16 protein-coding genes and 1 pseudogene are annotated in these 14,554 nt (G+C 63.2%); 8 read left to right on the top strand and 9 right to left on the bottom strand.

Features of this window, described 5'->3' with window-relative positions; translation table 11 throughout:
• Together ABIC17_RS20010 and ABIC17_RS20005 are read left to right on the top strand one after the other, a co-directional pair.
• Positions 1-703: pseudogene (locus tag ABIC17_RS20010) on the top strand (Ti-type conjugative transfer relaxase TraA); the annotation flags it as partial.
• Positions 704-764: 61 nt separating this feature from the next.
• Positions 765-1,493 (top strand): DUF6118 family protein, encoded by a 729-nt coding sequence (locus ABIC17_RS20005; RefSeq protein ID WP_192143182.1) that lies wholly within the window; start codon positions 765-767, stop codon positions 1,491-1,493.
• Between the two features lie 49 nt (positions 1,494-1,542).
• On the opposite strand, the gene ABIC17_RS20000 is transcribed toward ABIC17_RS20005, so the two are convergent.
• The gene (locus tag ABIC17_RS20000) at positions 1,543-1,947 is read right to left on the bottom strand and encodes a MerR family transcriptional regulator (protein ID WP_235516308.1); all 405 of its coding nucleotides are present in this window, start codon (positions 1,945-1,947) and stop codon (positions 1,543-1,545) included.
• A 69-nt stretch (positions 1,948-2,016) separates the two neighbouring features.
• On the opposite strand from ABIC17_RS20000, the gene ABIC17_RS19995 reads away from it, so the two are divergent.
• The 5 genes from ABIC17_RS19995 to ABIC17_RS19975 all read left to right on the top strand — a co-directional run bounded on the left by ABIC17_RS19995 (position 2,017) and on the right by ABIC17_RS19975 (position 9,458).
• Positions 2,017-2,679 (top strand): cation efflux transmembrane domain-containing protein, encoded by a 663-nt coding sequence (locus ABIC17_RS19995; protein ID WP_055843156.1) that lies wholly within the window; start codon positions 2,017-2,019, stop codon positions 2,677-2,679.
• Positions 2,680-3,099: 420 nt separating this feature from the next.
• Entirely contained in the window at positions 3,100-4,365 is a 1,266-nt protein-coding gene (locus ABIC17_RS19990; RefSeq protein ID WP_055763290.1) for a TolC family protein, read from the top strand.
• A gap of 11 nt (positions 4,366-4,376) precedes the next feature.
• A complete protein-coding gene (locus ABIC17_RS19985) occupies positions 4,377-5,531 on the top strand; it encodes an efflux RND transporter periplasmic adaptor subunit (protein WP_243645710.1) in 1,155 nt (384 codons plus the stop codon).
• 3 nt (positions 5,532-5,534) lie between these two features.
• Positions 5,535-8,768 carry an efflux RND transporter permease subunit gene (locus ABIC17_RS19980; RefSeq protein ID WP_056677697.1) on the top strand — a complete coding sequence of 1,078 codons (3,234 nt, stop codon included), beginning with the start codon at positions 5,535-5,537 and terminating at the stop codon, positions 8,766-8,768.
• Positions 8,769-8,771: 3 nt separating this feature from the next.
• On the top strand, positions 8,772-9,458 hold the full coding sequence (locus tag ABIC17_RS19975; protein ID WP_055763298.1) for a ZIP family metal transporter: 687 nt from the start codon (positions 8,772-8,774) through the stop codon (positions 9,456-9,458).
• A 244-nt stretch (positions 9,459-9,702) separates the two neighbouring features.
• Here the strand turns inward: ABIC17_RS19975 and ABIC17_RS19970 are convergent, their stop codons facing one another.
• Positions 9,703-9,891 carry a hypothetical protein gene (locus tag ABIC17_RS19970; RefSeq protein WP_041394287.1) on the bottom strand — a complete coding sequence of 63 codons (189 nt, stop codon included), beginning with the start codon at positions 9,889-9,891 and terminating at the stop codon, positions 9,703-9,705.
• 179 nt (positions 9,892-10,070) lie between these two features.
• Between ABIC17_RS19970 and ABIC17_RS19965 the strand changes: the two genes are divergently transcribed.
• Entirely contained in the window at positions 10,071-10,286 is a 216-nt protein-coding gene (locus ABIC17_RS19965; RefSeq protein ID WP_055763301.1) for a hypothetical protein, read from the top strand.
• A gap of 56 nt (positions 10,287-10,342) precedes the next feature.
• Here the strand turns inward: ABIC17_RS19965 and arsH are convergent, their stop codons facing one another.
• From arsH to ABIC17_RS19930, 7 genes are all read right to left on the bottom strand, one after another.
• Positions 10,343-11,101: an arsenical resistance protein ArsH gene (gene arsH, locus ABIC17_RS19960; RefSeq protein WP_055763304.1), complete on the bottom strand. Its 759-nt coding sequence runs from the start codon at positions 11,099-11,101 to the stop codon at positions 10,343-10,345.
• A complete protein-coding gene (locus ABIC17_RS19955) occupies positions 11,101-11,424 on the bottom strand; it encodes a YnfA family protein (RefSeq protein WP_055763308.1) in 324 nt (107 codons plus the stop codon). The genes arsH and ABIC17_RS19955 overlap by 1 nt, the downstream gene beginning before the upstream one ends.
• Entirely contained in the window at positions 11,421-12,707 is a 1,287-nt protein-coding gene (locus ABIC17_RS19950; protein WP_055763311.1) for an arsenic transporter, read from the bottom strand. Before ABIC17_RS19950 ends, ABIC17_RS19955 begins: the two co-directional genes overlap by 4 nt.
• Entirely contained in the window at positions 12,707-13,135 is a 429-nt protein-coding gene (gene arsC, locus ABIC17_RS19945) for an arsenate reductase (glutaredoxin) (protein WP_082446616.1), read from the bottom strand. Before arsC ends, ABIC17_RS19950 begins: the two co-directional genes overlap by 1 nt.
• A gap of 11 nt (positions 13,136-13,146) precedes the next feature.
• Complete coding sequence (locus ABIC17_RS19940) at positions 13,147-13,479, bottom strand: ArsR/SmtB family transcription factor (RefSeq protein ID WP_055763316.1); 333 nt, start codon at positions 13,477-13,479, stop codon at positions 13,147-13,149.
• A gap of 173 nt (positions 13,480-13,652) precedes the next feature.
• On the bottom strand, positions 13,653-14,096 hold the full coding sequence (locus tag ABIC17_RS19935; protein WP_055763320.1) for a DUF411 domain-containing protein: 444 nt from the start codon (positions 14,094-14,096) through the stop codon (positions 13,653-13,655).
• Between the two features lie 54 nt (positions 14,097-14,150).
• The gene (locus ABIC17_RS19930) at positions 14,151-14,540 is read right to left on the bottom strand and encodes a DUF305 domain-containing protein (RefSeq protein WP_235516307.1); all 390 of its coding nucleotides are present in this window, start codon (positions 14,538-14,540) and stop codon (positions 14,151-14,153) included.
• Positions 14,541-14,554: the final 14 nt, after the last annotated feature.

Here is a 14,554-nt window from a genome sequence, read left to right as displayed (position 1 = left end):
GGTGCGCGACAAGGCCAAGGGCATGTTTGCCGGTTTCCGGCCAAAGCCGGCTGTCGCGAAAGAGGGGGCGATTAACACTGCCCGCGATCACGGGCAGGGGGGTCCGATTAACACCGCCCGTGATCGCAGCCAGGGGGGTCCGATTAACACCACCTTGGACGTCTCTCAGGCCAAGGCGATCGAACGCTATGCACGTGCCGCGGGCGATATCGGCCGGATGCGCAACAAGGGTCTGCCCGTGCTGCCGCATCAGGAGAGCGCTTTGCAGAAGGCTGGCGAGAGGCTGGACGCGACCCGTCCCCATGCCGCGCGCGACCTTGCATCGGCGCTTGCGCGTGATCCGAAGCTTATCGAGCAGGTGTCGGGCGGCAATACAGTTGGCGCGGCACGCGCGATGGCCGACGAGAAGCGTGTGCGGCTAGACCCGGACGCGCGTGCCGAGCGGTTCGTGGAAGGCTGGCAGAAAATGCAGCAGGCGCGGGCAGGCATGGAGCGGGCCGGCGACAGTGCCGGTGCCGAGCGGTTGCGCGAGCGGATGGAGAAGGCGGCGGGCGGGCTGCACCGTGACCCGCAGCTCGAATCCGCACTGCGTCGCCATGCACCCGACCTGGCGCTGAAGCAGGAAAGCGAGCGGTCGATCGGCGATGCGCTGTCGTCGTCGCTCGATCGTGGGCGCGACCGGGATCGGGGGATGAGCCGGTGACGGTTCGTGCTTTCGGGTACGATCCGGTTTGTGGTTTCATGCAGTAAAGGGGAAGAAGTGCATGAGTGACGATCACGAACCGGACGCCGCAGCGGAGGCGTTTGAAGGTGTCCGCGGTGAGCTTGCGCTGTTGCGCCGCGCCGTCGAGCGGCTGTCCGCGGAGCGCGCCGAGGTGCCGGAGATACCCGATTACAGCGAGACGCTGGGGAAAATGGCGAAGGCGCTCAACGCGACCATGCAAAATGTCGGCGTGCTGGCGAAAACGGCCGAGGACAATGTCGCGCCGCGCTATGTCGCCGACCGGATCGTCGCGGCTGGCGGCCATGCCCGCGACGAGGATCGGCGCATGATCGCGACCGCCGGTGAGAAGATGGACAAGGCGACGACCGCTTTGCACGGTATCGGCGGTTCTGCCCGCCGTGCGGACGAGCAGCGCCGTACCTTGTGGCAGGTCGGTGCGGGAGCGTGCCTGGGCGGGGCGCTGCTATGGACGATCGTGCCGGGGATCATCGCGCGCGAGCTCCCGGGGAAGTGGCAGGTGCCCGAGTGGATGGCAGCGCGCACGCTTGACCTACCGAAATGGGAAGCCGGGCAGCGCCTCATGCGAGCTGCTGGGCCGGATGCTTTCGCCAACATCGCGGCAGCCGATCGGATCATCACCGCAAATCGCAAGGCTGTGCAAGCCTGCTACAAGATAGCTGTGAGGACTAAGAAGACGGTGCGCTGTACCATCGAGATCAGTCGGGATGACGTGGCGGCAAGAAGTGCGATCGTCAGCTCCACGGATTGAAGTGCCCAAGCGGTGCAAGCCGATCATTCCACCGGACAGCAGCGATGCGCTATGCGGAAGGGGCAAGTGCTTCGATGATCCGGCAGTCGGCGACGGTGTTGCGGCTACAGGAATCTATTAGCGCGTCGAGTTCACCAGCAAGCGCGGTGAGGTCTGCAATTTTGCGTCTAATCGCGTCGCGGTGTTGGTTGGCAACGACATCGACGGCGATGCAGGACTGATCGCGCCGATCGGCAAGCCCCATAAGCTCGCGCACCTGATCGATTGAAAAGCCAAGATCACGCGCGCGACGGATGAAGGACAGGCGGCGTAGATGCGCGCCCTCATAGGTCCGATAGTTCCCCGCCGATCGCTCAGGAGCCGGCAGCAAGCCAATCTGCTCATAGTAGCGGATCGTCTCGACTTTCGTGCCGGTCGCACCAGCCAGTTTTCCGATCGTCAGTTTCTCAGACACAGCGCTTGACCCTCTAGCGACTAGAGGGTGCATATAGGCTGTCAGATCGATTCTATCGAGGTGGCGAATATGGCCTGCACAAGCTGCGCGTCCGACAAGGCGGACACTCTCAACGACCCTAAGTGGCGGCGCGCGCTATGGATTGCGCTCGCCATCAATGGCGGCATGTTCGTTATCGAGATCGTTGCCGGCATCACGGGTGGATCGAAGGCGCTGCAAGCCGACGCGCTCGACTTTTTTGGGGATACTGCGAACTACGCAATCAGCCTTGGCGTTGCCGGAATGGCGATAGCCTGGCGCGCACGCGCTGCGATGTTGAAGGGGGCGACGCTTGCTTTGCTAGGCGTCTATGTCTTGTTCGCGGCGGGATGGGGGGCGCTCCACGAAGCAACGCCCCATGCCGAAATTATGGGCGTGGTCGGCATCGCCGCGTTGATCGCGAACCTTGTAGTCGCGGTCATGCTGTACCGCTTTCGAAGCGGTGATGCGAACATGCGGTCAGTGTGGATTTGCTCGCGTAACGACGCGATTGGCAACATCGCCGTCGTACTGGCCGCAGGCGGAGTGTTCGGCCTCAACAGCGCGTGGCCTGATCTCGCCGTCGCCACCTTGATGGCTGTGTTGGGAATATCGGGCGGTGTTCAGATCATGCGGCAGGCACGCGCCGAAATGCGTAGCGAGCCCTCACCCGCCCCCGCTACTTACCAGCAGTCGTTACATGGCAGTCGGTAAGCTGCTAAGGCGCGGGCCGATGCACCGCCTCTCCGCCCTGTTCCTCAGTTTCATGCTCGTGCTTATGCTCGGGCTTGGATCAGTCGCGCATGCGACCGAAGGCGTGACGTGCGTTGATACCACAGCGGTCAGCTCCCTCGATCATTGCGACGGCGATGCCGACCAAGTGCCGGCAGACGCCGACAAGGCTTATCCTCACCATCATGGTGGTTGCCACGGCCATCATGTCGGCGTGCCGATCGCGTCCGATTCAACCGGACCAGCCAGCAGCGTTCGTATGACTGCATCGATGTGGCGCAATGCGCCCAAGGCCCCGGTAGCGTCGGACCCAGCCCTACGTCCTCCCCAAGCCTGACCAACGCCTAATTCCGCCGGGAAAGCCCGTGCGGATGCCCAAGGTTCGTCAGGAGTCCGTTACCCATGCACCGTTTTATTGCGGCCTTATTGGCCGTGGCGTCGTGCGCGTCGATCGCACAGGCGCAGTCAGCCGATCCAACATCGACCAGTCCCCCGCTCACCCTTGAGCAGGCGCTTTCGCTTGCCGGAGCCAGCGCCCCCAGCCTTGAGGCTGCCACGGCTGGCGTCCGGGCAGCACAAGCAGGCCGCACGGTTGCCGGCTACCGCCCGAACCCGTCGATCGTCGCCGAGACCGAGAACATTGCCGGCAGCGGCCAATATCGCGGTCTTCGAAGCGCCGAGACAACGGCAGGTCTGGCACTACCGATCGAGTTGGGTGGCAAACGATCGGCACGGATCGCTGTCGCAGATGCGATTGGTAATCGAGCGAGGATAGGCACGGCGTTGGCCGAGGCTGATCTACGGCTTGCCATCACGCAGCTCTACATCGAGGCGACCGCAGCGGAACGCCGACTGGTGACCGCGCGCGAGCAGGCCGGTATCGCCCGCGAAGCATCGCGCGCAGCCGGCGTCCGCGTTCAAGCGGGGCGAGCATCACCGCTCGAACAGCAGCGCGCCGATGTATTGCGGATCAACGCGGAGACGGCTGTGGAGCGCGCAGAGCGGCTTGCCGAGGTCGCCCGAAGCAATCTTGCCCGACGGATCGGCCAACCCCTCACGGGACCGTTGGACTTGGTGTGGTTCGGCCGTGTCGAGGGCTTTGGTCCAGCGCGGCCGATCGAGACCGCCGGGACGCTGGCATTGGCGGCGACACGCGCGGACGTGACAACGGCAGAGGCACAGGTGCGGCTTGCTAGGTCGCAGCGCATTCCCGACGTGACACTCAGCGCCAGCGCACGACGGCTTGAGGCTACGAACGACGTGGCAGCGGTGTTCGGGCTGTCGATCCCGTTCCCACTGTTCAACAACGGCAAGGCGGCAGTGGCGCAGGCGCGGGCGCAGACTGATCAGGCGCAGGCGCTACGTCGCGCGGCCGAGCTGGATACCGCGCAGGATATCGCAAGCGCACAGGCGAACGTCGCGAATGCCGCGACGACCGCTCGCAACGCCAGCGGGCCGGCATTGGCGTCGGCAAGCGAAGCCGCTCGGATCGCCCGGATCGGCTACCGGGAGGGCAAGTTCGGTCAGCTCGATTTGCTCGATGCCGAACGTACCCTGTCCGAAACACGAACCGCCGCGATCGATGCGCTCGCCACCTATCACGACGCCAAGGCACGCCTCGAACGGCTCGTTGCCGCAGCGCCCTCGACCGAGGAAACCAATCAATGACGAAGACCATCATGCGGGCGCTCGCGCCTGTGACCCTGGCTGTCCTCCTTGCCGGATGCGGCGGGGGTGGCAACGGCGAGGCCGGTGAGAAAGCCGGAGCCGAGAAGACCGAAGGTGCCGAGGCCAGCGAAGCCAAGGAGGGTCCAAAGGATATCGTCACCCTGTCCGCGCAGCAGATTGCGGATGCCGGGATAGAGGTTACGCGTCCTACAGTAGGCGGCGTGGCCGGAGCGATCGAGCTATCGGCAACGATCGAGGGCGATCCTCAGGGTGTGCAGGTTGTGTCCACCTCCGTAGGCGGTCGGCTCGTTTCCCTCACCAGCAATCTCGGGCAGTCAGTCAGCCGGGGAGACCCGCTGGCTATCATCGAAAGCCGGGAAGCGGCATCACTGAAAGCGGAGGTAGAAGCCGCGCGCGCGCGTTCCGCACTCGCCCAATCAAACCTTCGCCGCGAACAGCGCCTGTTCGCTGAACGTGTTTCGCCAGAGCAGGATCTGGTCGCAGCGCGGACGGCAGCGACGGAGGCCAGCATTGCCCTTCGCCTCGCGCAGCAGCAATTGTCAGCGACGGGCAGCGGAGGCGGCGCGCTCAACCGCATCGCGGTTCGCTCGCCGATCGCCGGCCAGGTCATCGCGAGATCCGCTACACTCGGGCAGGCGGTCGCGGCCGATGCAGAGCTGTTCCGCGTCGCCAACCTGTCGAAGGTCACTGTAACCACCTCACTCGTCCCCACCGATGCCGGTCGGGTGAAACCCGGCGTGCGTGTCGAAGTGACGGCACCGGGGCGGCGTCAGGAGGGGCGCGTCACGTTCGTATCCCCCATTCTGGACGAGACGACCCGATTGGTGCCGGTGATCGCTACCCTCGACAACGCCGGCAGCACATGGCGCGTCGGCGAAACGGTCAACGTATCGATCCTCGTTCCTGCGACCGGGGACCGCACCGTCGCCGTGCCATCGGCCGCAGTGCAGATGATCGAGGACAAGTCGTTCGTGTTCGTCCGCACTGCGACAGGATTCCGGGCAATTCCCGTGACGCTTGGTCGCACCAACGGCGGGCAAGTCACCGTAACGGCAGGCCTTACCGGCTCGGAGCGCATCGCTTCCACCAACAGCTTCACGCTCAAGGCCGAACTCGGCAAGGGTGCAGGCGGGGATGAGGACTGAGCCATGATCGGTCGCATCGTCACCCTCTCCGTCGAGAAGCGCTGGCTCGTCCTGCTTCTCACCATCGCGGCTGCATTGCTCGGGATTGGCGCGCTGCGTCAGCTTCCGATCGACGCCGTACCCGACATCACCAATAACCAGGTGCAGATCAATGTCGTTGCTCCTGCCCTCTCCCCCGATCAGATCGAGAAGCAGGTTGCGTTCACGGTCGAAACCGCGCTCGCGGGCATTCCTGGCCTTGAATATACCCGCTCGCTAAGTCGCAATGGCTTTGCCCAGATCACAGCGGTTTTCGGTGAAAAGACCGATATCTACTTTGCGCGAGCGCAGGTCGCGGAACGTCTGCGAACCGCTGAGGAAGACCTTCCCGAAGGTGTGAACCCCGAGATGGGGCCGATCGCTACGGGCCTCGGCGATATCTTCATGTGGACGGTCGAATATCGCGAGCTGGACCAAGTTCACCACCGCAACGGCGAACCCGGCTTGCAGCGCGATGCCAGCTATATCACCCCCGAGGGGGATCACCTTGTCAGCGACGCCGACAAGGCAACCTATCTGCGCACCGTACAGGATTGGATCGTCACGCCGCAGCTCAAAAGCACGGCCGGGCTTGCTGGCGTCGACTCCCTTGGTGGCTACACCAAGGAATATCTCGTTATTCCGGACATACAGCGCATGGCGGCAATGCGGCTAACGCTTCAGGATCTCACCACCGCCCTTCAGCGCAGCAATACCAGCGCGGGCGCTGGCGTGGTCAACCGCAACGGAGAAGGGCTGGCGGTTCGATCGGATGGGCGTGTTCGCAACGCCGACGAGCTGGCACGTACCGTCGTTGCCACCCGCGAGAGCGTTCCGATCCTGCTTAACCAGATCGCGACCGTTCGCACCGGGCAGGCGCTACGCATGGGATCGGCGTCAGAAAACGGCCATGAAGTTGTCGTCGGCACCGCGGTTATGCGGATCGGGGAGAATAGCCGCACGGTATCGACCGGCGTTGCCGAACGGCTGACGCAGATCGGCCGCTCTTTGCCGGTCGATGTTGTCGTGAAGCCGGTCATGAACCGGACCGAGCTGGTGAACTCCACAATTTCGACGGTTGCCCGCAACCTCGCCGAAGGTGCGGTGCTGGTAATCGTCGTTCTGTTTGCGCTGCTTGGCAATTTCCGCGCGGCGCTGATCGCGGCCTGCGTCATTCCGATCACGATGCTGCTGACCAGCATCGGCATGTTGGAGGCGGGCGTTTCCGCAAATCTGATGAGCCTTGGTGCGCTCGACTTTGGTCTGATCGTAGATGGCGCGGTCATTATTGTGGAGAACGCATTACGGCGTTTGGGCGAGGCGCAGCATGGTCGTGATGACGTGCTGACCATCGAGCAACGTCTCGGGATTGTCGCGGCGTCGGCGCGCGAGATGATCCGGCCATCGGTGTACGGGCAGGCTATCATCATCCTTGTCTATGCGCCGTTGCTCACCTTCACGGGTGTCGAAGGCAAGATGTTCGAGCCGATGGCGCTCACGGTCATCATCGCTCTGGTGTTCGCCTTCATCCTATCGCTGACCTTCATACCGGCAGCGATTGCGATCTGTCTCAGCAAGCGGGTCGAGGAGAAGGAAAGCCGCGTCGTCACCTTCCTCCGGAAACGTTATGAGCCGGGACTTGATGCGGCAATGCGCCGACCCACCCTCACCATCGGCGTCGCGATCGGTGCGCTGGCACTCGCCGGGGCCGCTTTTACGACATTGGGGCAGGAGTTCTTGCCGCAGCTCGATGAGGGCAACATCCTCGTGCAGGCGGTCCGCATCCCGGGCACATCGGTCGATCAGAGCCAGGCGATGCAATTCCAGGTGGAAAAGGCACTCGCCAAGGCCCCTGAGGTCCGCTTCGCCTTCTCGCGCACCGGCACGTCCGAAATCGCATCGGACCCGATGCCGCCTAACGCGACCGACACCTTCGTCATCCTGAAGCCGAAGAAGGAGTGGCCCGACCCCGGCCTGTCCAAGGAAGAGCTGGTCGAGCGGCTGGAAAAGCGGCTCTCCACTCTGCCCGGCAACGCCTATGAGATCACTCAGCCGATCCAGATGCGGTTCAACGAGCTGATTGCAGGCGTGCGCGGCGACATCGCGATCAAGGTCTTTGGCGACGACTTTGGCGAGATGAACGCGACCGCAGATCGGATAGCCGGCATCCTTCGAAAGACGCGGGGTGCAGCAGACGTGCGGGTTGAACAAACCGAAGGCTTGCCGATGCTCGATATCCGGCCGAACCGCACTGCCATGTCCCGCGTCGGGGTGACGGCGGGTGACGTGCAGGACACGGTTGCCGCAGCCATTGGCGGCCGACAGGCTGGCGTGATCTTTGAAGGCGATCGTCGCTTCCCCGTCGTGATCCGGATGGCCGAAAGCTCACGATCCGATCTGACGGCGGTTGCTCAGGTGCCGGTGCCGACCGGCAGTGGCGGCTTCGTACCGCTATCGACAGTGGCGGATATCGCCGTGGTCGATGGTCCCAACCAGATCAGCCGCGAGAACGGCAAGCGGCGTGTCGTGGTGCAGGCCAACGTGCGCGATCGAGACGTGGCCGGTGTCGTGGCTGATGCCCGGTCAGCCATCGACGCTCAGGTGAAATTGCCGCCTGGCACGTATCTCGAATGGGGCGGTCAGTTCGAGAACCTGGCATCTGCCCGCGATAGGCTTAGCGTTGTGGTGCCGATCTGCTTCGTGGTCATCATGTTCCTGCTCTACGGCGCGCTTGGCTCCGTCAGGGATGCGTTGATCGTGTTTACCGGCGTTCCGCTGGCGCTGGTCGGAGGCATCCTTGCGCTGGTGCTAAGAGGCATGCCGTTCTCCATTTCAGCGGCAGTCGGCTTCATCGCGCTATCAGGTGTCGCGGTTCTCAACGGGCTGGTCATGGTGTCGTCCATCCATGATCTGATGCGGCAAGGCATGGGTCGTGCGGTAGCGGCGCATCAAGGCGCTCTGGCGCGGCTCCGGCCAGTTGCGATGACGGCGCTCGTTGCGTCGCTTGGCTTCGTGCCGATGGCACTTGGTCATGGTGCTGGAGCCGAGGTGCAAAAGCCGCTGGCGACCGTCGTCATTGGTGGCCTGATATCCGCAACCTTGCTCACCTTGTTCGTGCTGCCGACGCTCTACGCTCGTTTCGGACGGCGCGAGCTGCCAGCCCCATCAGGGGGACACATCGAACTGCCGCCTTTGAGTCATGACAGCGTGAGGGCTTAAGCTATGCAGGCCGTTGCCTTCACGCTCATTCCCGTCGTCGCCGTACTGATCGGCTCGCTATTCGCGGTATCGAGACGGCCAAGTGATGCCTTCGTAAGCGCCATGCAGCACTTGGCGGCAGGCGTCGTGTTCGCCGCAGCGGCAGCCGAGATCCTGCCCCAGGTGATGCACGAAGGTTCACCGATCGCGACATTCACAGGCGGCGCGCTTGGCATTCTCGTGATGCTGTCGCTCAAAGCCCTTGAGGGTCGCGCCAGTGGACCGATCGCCATGCTCGGTGCGGTCGCGGTCGACATCCTGATCGACGGGCTTGTTCTCGGGTTGGCGTTCGTCGCTGGCGGGAAGGCCGGCGTGTTGCTGACGATCGCGTTGACGTTGGAGGTGCTGTTTCTCGGACTGACCGTGACCACCGAGTTGGGCGAGACGATCAAGTCCAAGGCGCGGATCATCGCGATTACGATGGGGATCGCGTTGTTGCTGCCGATCGGTGCGGCGATAGCGACTCCCGTTGCGACGTTTCCGCCCGTCGTCATCGCCGGGTTTCTCAGTTTCGGTTTGATGGCGCTGCTCTACCTTGTGACGGAAGAGCTATTGGTGGAGGCGCACGAGAAGCCCGATACCCCGCTTATCAGCGCCATGTTTTTCATCGGCTTTTTGGGATTGCTCCTGATCGAGGAGTTTTTGGGCTGACCGCTCGACGTGGAACGTCTTGGACCAATGATGATGACGTCGAGCTTCGTCGGCGTATCGAGGCCAAGCAGACTCTGGCGGTAATCGCACGCGAGATGGGCCGAACGATGGATGCGGTTCGGGGAAGAGCCTCAACCCTACGGGTAACTCTCCGCTCGTCACAGCGACCATGGCGCGACGGCGTGCCGCGGCGGGTAGATGTAGACTAGGAAAATAGGGGCGGCTGCCCGCCCCTATCCAGCTTTTAGCCGTGCTTCATGCCGCCCTTGGCATGATCGCAGCAGTCCGCGGCCTTGGCTTTTGCGCCATCCTTGCAGCAGTCCGCACCGTCCTTGCAGCACGCCATGTCGGCGCAGCAATTGGCGACAGCGGCGAATGCGCCAGTCGACAGGGTGAGGGCGAAGGCAGCGCTGATGAGCTTGAACTTGGTCATGATATTCTCCGAAATTTACGTGTGATGGTGTTCGACGTCACACGGTTTGCGGAGGGGGCGTGGCCGGAGCGTATGCCATGCCCAAAAGGCCCGTCTGTGGAGCTGGCCAAGGCGATAGATGGGAGGACGGAACCAGCCCGATATGCTCGACGGTTTCGCCGGCAACCGCAACGCACGGTATGGCGCAGGCCGACGCAGGTGCCTTTTTGATGGGAGCGCCTGCTGATTTGCTGGCGCAGTCCATCATCGCGGACGCAGCCGGAGGCGCGGCCATCGCCATCGTCTCGCAGAGCGGGCCAAGCCGGACCAGCAACATCACTGCCAGGACGAAAAACGCCATGGAACGCAATATCTTGGAGAATGGGCGAGCCCGGCGTTTCATTGGATGCATCTAGAAGCACACTCAGTGATGCACAATGTCGGAGGAGCGGTTCGCCACACTAAGAGAACTTTACTCGCCTTTCCGGTACGTTGGCGAGGTTGCGATGCTCGAAAGGTCCGTGGCGCTATCGATCGGCACATCTGCCTCCTTTCGCTCGGAATAGCGATCAACAAGCTGCGTGGTGTGCGGGCGTAGAAGGACCGTGAAGCGCACCAGCTCCTCCATCACATCCACGATCCGATCATAGTAGGCCGAAGGCTTCATTCGGTCGCTTTCGTCGAACTCCGCAAACGCCTTCGCGACGCTCGATTGGTTTGGGATCGTCACCATTCGCATCCAACGGCCGAGGACGCGCAGGGTGTTCACGCTGTTGAACGACTGCGATCCGGCCGACACCTGCATGACGGCAAGCGTGCGGCCCTGCGTCGGGCGCATCCCACCCATCGACAGCGGCAGGTGATCGACTTGCAGCTTCATGATGCCGGTGATCTGGCCGTGGCGCTCGGGGCTGCACCACACATGCCCCTCCGACCACATCGACAGTTCGCGTAGCTCGTGGACGGCCAGGTGATCGTCCCCCGTCACCTGATCGGGCAGCGGCAACGTCGAAGGATCGAAGATTCGCGTTTCGCAGCCGAAGAATTGCAGCAGGCGAGCGGCTTCCTCAACGCACAACCGCGAAAAGGACCGCTCCCGCAAAGAGCCGTAGAGCAACAGTATGCGCGGAGGTGGATCACCAGCGCCCAGCCCAAGGGCAGGACGATCGAGCGCATAGCGCCGATCAAGGGCGGGTAGATGATCGGGGTCAGAGAGGGCGCGAAGCGGCATCAGGCGGTCCTTGGGCCAAGCAGAATGATACAGGTGCCGATCAGGCAGAGTGTCGCTCCACCAGCGTCCCAGCGGTCGGGCCTCACCCCTTCGACAGCCCACAGCCAGATCAGCGATGCACAGATGTAGACGCCGCCATAGGCTGCATAGGCCCGCCCTGCTGCATCGCTGTCCACGCGTGTCAGCAGCCAGGCGAACAGCACAAGCGATACCACGCCCGGAGCCAGCCACAGGGGCGATTTGCCCAGCCGCAACCATGCCCAAAAGGCAAAGCAGCCTGCGATTTCCGCGAGCGACGCGGCCAGATATACGAGTGCCGTCATCCCATGCTGATCCTGATCGCGAGTGCCGCGAGCGTTACCAGCAGCACCGGAATCGTTAGCGTCGCGCCGACCTTGAAGTAATAGCCCCAGCCGATCCGAATGCCCTTTTGCCCGAGGACGTGCAGCCAGAGCAGCGTCGCGAGCGAGCCAATCGGTGTGATTTTCGGGCCAAGGTCGCACCCGATCACGTTGGCGTAAATCATGGCTTCCTTGATCGCGCCCGTGGCGTGCGTCGCGTCGATCGACAGCGCACCCACCAGAACGGTCGGCATGTTGTTCATCACCGACGACAGCAGCGCGGCAATGATCCCGGTGCCGAACGCCGCACCCCAAACGCCGCCTTGCGCGGTGCGATCGAGCAGGCCGGCAAGATGGTCGGTCAGTCCGGCATTCCGCAGGCCATAGACGACCAGGTACATGCCGAGCGAGAAGATCACGACCTGCCACGGCGCGCCGGCCAGCACCTTGCGCGTCTGGATGACATGGCCGCGCGCGGCGATGACCAGCAAGAGCACGGCACCGGCAGCAGCGACGGCGCTGACCGGCACGCCGATAGGTTCGAGCAAGAAGAAGCCGGCGAGCAGCAGGGCGAGGACGACCCAGCCCGCCTTGAATGTGGCATGGTCACGGATCGCATCAGCGGGCGCGCGGAGCTGCGCCACATCGTAGCTGGCGGGTATGTCGCGCCGGAAGAACAGCAGCAGCACGACCAGCGTCGCGGCGATCGACGCCAGATCGACCGGCACCATCACCGAGGCATAATCGGCAAAGCCGATCCGGAAGAAGTCGGCCGACACGATGTTGACGAGGTTGGAGACGATCAGCGGCAGGCTTGCGGTATCGGCAATGAACCCCGCCGCCATGACGAACGCCAGCGTCGCCTTGTCCTTGTATCCCAGGGCCCTCAGCATCGCGATGACGATCGGCGTCAGGATCAGCGCGGCGCCGTCATTGGCGAACAGCGCCGACACCGCCGCCCCGAGCAGGACGATCAGCACGAACAGCCGACGACCATGCCCCCCGCCCCAGCGCGCAACGTGGAGCGCCGCCCATTCGAAGAACCCGGCTTCATCGAGCAACAGGCTGACGATGATGATCGCGACGAACGTCGCGGTCGCGTTCCAGACGATGCCCCACACCACCGGCACGTCAGAGAGCGAAACGACCCCGACGAGTAGCGCGACGGCCGCGCCGCCTAGCGCGCTCCAGCCGATGCCCAGGCCCTTGGGCTGCCAGATGACGAGCGCGATCGTGACGACGAAGATAGCGAACGCGAGCAGCATCAGGCGATGCGCTGGCCCGAAGCATCCACAACCTGTTCGCCGTCTTCCTTGGCAAACGCGCCCTGTTGGGCATCAGGCAGCAGATCGAGGACCGCTTCGGACGGTCGGCACAGCTTCACGCCGAGCGGCGAGACGACCAGCGGCCGGTTAATGAGGACCGGATGCGCCATCATCGCGTCCACCAGCGTGTCGTCTGACAGCGCATCGTCACCAAGGCCCAGCTCCGCATAGGGCGTCCCCTTCTCGCGTAGCAGATCGCGGGGCGTGATCCCGGCGCGGTCGATCAGCTCGACCAGCAACGCGCGCGAGGGTGGGGTTTTCAGATATTCGATGACGTGCGGCTCGATGCCAGCATTGCGGATCATCGCCAGCGTGTTGCGCGACGTGCCGCACTCGGGGTTGTGATAGATCACGATATCGACGGCCACGGGGCGTCCTTTCAGCAGCAGGGGGTGAGTTCGGCCAGGAGCGGCGCACACAGTTCAGGCGAGCCGGCACAGCAATCCTTGACGAGGAACAGCGTTAGCGCGCGCAGCCCGTCTAGATCGGCACGGTAAATAATCGACCGGCTATGCCGTTCCGAGCGCACGATGCCGGCGCGCGCGAGAATGCCGAGGTGCGCGGACATGGTGTTCTGCGGCACGTCGAGCTGACGGGCAATTTCACCCGCCGCCATGCCGTCCGGTTCGTGGCGAACCAGCAGGCGAAACACGTCGAGGCGTGTGCCTTGCGCGAGCGCACCAAGCGCAATGATAGCCGAATCGTTATCCATGCATCCGGCATAGCGGATATGTTAAGTTATGAAAGCTCTCACGATCTTCAAACCACTATCGATTCCGACAACGCCCTGCACCGACATGAAAGCGGCAGGCGTAAAGACCATGCCGGCCACGACATGTCGGGCATGAAAAGTAAATGGGAGGGAGGCGTCCGCGCCTCCCTCTTTTAATGGCGGGCGAACACCTTGCGTCCGGTTGGTCCGAACGCGATCACCTCATAGGGCTGTGCGTTCATGCCCGGCATTTCCATGCCAGGTGATCCCACCGGCATACCCGGCACGGCAAGCCCGTTTACGCCTTTGGGATGCTGGGCAAGCACCCGTTTCATGTCGGCAATCGGTACATGGCCCTCAAATGCCATACCGTCGACTACCGCGGTGTGACATGAACTGAGGTCGGCGGGGACACCCATCTTGCGCTGAAGCACATCGCGGTGAGCGTCATCGATGATCTGCACGTTGCGCCCGAACTGCTGACGGACCTGCTTGGCCCACTGCTCGCAACAGCCGCACCCTGGATCGCGGTGCATGGCAATGCTGTTCGCCGCTAAGGCCACAGCCGGGGTCATCATCGCTGCGGCGACGATCGCACTCCGGATCGTAAACTTCATTGCTAAACTCCTTTGGTGAAGCCCCGCCCGGGGGCGGGGTTCCTGCCAGCGGCCTTATTGGGCGCGCTTGCCATGCGACTTGAGCCAGCCCTGAAGCTCGGCGATGTCCTTTTCCTGCTTCGTAATGGTCATCTGCGCCATCCGCTTCGTGTCGGCATCCTTCGCGTCCCGAAGCGCCACGCGCGACATGGTAACGGCTCCACGATGATGTTCGATCATCTTGCGGGTCCACATCTCCGATGCGTCTCCCTGCTTCGCGGCCATCATCTTCTGATGCATGTCCATCTCGGATGCGGCGTAAGGATTGCCCGGATCATTCATCATCTTGGAATGATCCATTCCCTGCATCTGGCTATGATCCATGCCCGCCATGCTGCTCTGTGCGGCAAGCGGACTGGCGGCGAGCGCTGCGGCTAACATGCCGATCGTGGTAATGGTCTTCATAGTCGTTCTCCCGA

Origin of the sequence: Sphingomonas sp. PvP056, assembly GCF_040549155.1 — a bacterium.
Classification (GTDB): Bacteria; Pseudomonadota; Alphaproteobacteria; order Sphingomonadales; family Sphingomonadaceae; genus Sphingomonas.
The sequence above is the reverse complement of the archived record's forward strand: the minus strand, read 5'-3'. Positions and strand labels throughout refer to the sequence as shown.